This window comes from Streptomyces chisholmiae (assembly GCF_031845445.1).
GTDB lineage: Bacteria > Actinomycetota > Actinomycetes > Streptomycetales > Streptomycetaceae > Streptomyces > Streptomyces chisholmiae.
In genome coordinates this window covers 1-1,367 of the sequence record NZ_JAVREO010000051.1, presented here as the reverse complement: position 1 = coordinate 1,367, position 1,367 = coordinate 1, and the positions used below count along the sequence as shown (strand labels likewise).

The 1,367-nt window shown below is 70.2% G+C and carries 1 protein-coding gene; it reads right to left on the bottom strand.

Going from position 1 to position 1,367, the window contains the following annotated elements:
• Window positions 1-1,367: amino acid adenylation domain-containing protein (locus RM844_RS31995; protein WP_311670961.1), on the bottom strand; the 1,367-nt coding region annotated here is incomplete at both ends.

Below are 1,367 nucleotides of genomic sequence, written 5' to 3'. Positions count from 1 at the left end.
CCGCGAAATCCGGCACCGGCAAAGCCCGCCGATCCAACTTCCCATTCACCGTCAACGGCAACCCACCCAACGGCACCACCACCGACGGCACCATGTACTCCGGCAACACCCCCCGCAACTCCACCTCGACGTCACCGAGGTCCGGCTCCGGGGCGCCCTCGGACGGCACCACGTAGGCCACCAGCCGGCGGCTCCCCGGCTGGTCCTCGCGCACCATCGCCACCGCCCGCGCGATTCCGTCCACCGCGACCAACGCGGCCTCGATCTCGCCCAACTCGATGCGGAAGCCCCGCAGTTTGACCTGCTCGTCCGCCCGGCCGGCGAACTCCAGCCGGCCGTCGGCCCGCCACCGCACCAGGTCACCGGTCCGGTACATCCGGGCCCCCGGCAGGCCGAACGGGTCGGCCACGAAGCGGGTGGCCGTCAAACCGTGCCGTCCCCCGTATCCCCTGGCCACCCCGGCGCCCGCCACGTACAGCTCACCCACCACCCCGGTGGGCACCGGCCGCAGCCGCCCGTCCAGCACATAGGGCGCCAGGTCCGGAATCGCCCGGCCGATCACGCTGGCCGAGCCGCCGCGTACCTCCGCCAGGGTCAGTTCGTGCCCGGTGACGTGCACGGTGGTCTCGGTGATCCCGTACATGTTGACCAGCCGCGGGGTGCCCTCCGGGTGCCGCTCGAACCAGCCCGCCAGGCGGCGGAAGTCGAGTGCCTCACCGCCGAACACCACCCACCGCAGGGCCAGTTCGCTCGGCGCCTGAGCCTGGCCGTCCGTCTCGACGAGTTCGTAGAAGGCGGACGGTGTCTGGTTGAGCACGGTGACCCGTTCCCGGGCCAGCAACTCAAGGAACTCGCCCGGCGAACGGGTCACCTCCCGCGGCACCACCACCAGCCGGCCGCCGTGCAACAGCGCGCCCCACAACTCCCAGACGGAGAAGTCGAAAGCATAGGAATGGAACAGCGTCCACACATCCGACGCACCGAAGTCGAACCACTCGCGCGTCGCCTCGAACAGCCGCACCACGTTCCGGTGCGGCACGACCACACCCTTGGGCCGGCCGGTGGACCCGGAGGTGTAGATGATGTACGCCGCGTTGCCCGCGTCCGGGGCCCCGAGAAGTTCCCCACGGGTGAGGTTGGTGTCGTCGAGGGTGGCCAACTCCCGCACCGTGACCGGATCGTCCAACACCACCGTGGCCCCCGACAACCGACCCACGTACTCACCCACCGTCACCGTCAACACCGGCGCACTGTCCGCCAACACGAACCCCAACCGCTCATCCGGCGTCTCCGGATCCAACGGCAGATACGCCCCACCCGCCTTCAACACCGCCAACAACGCCACCACCAACTCCACCGAACGCGGC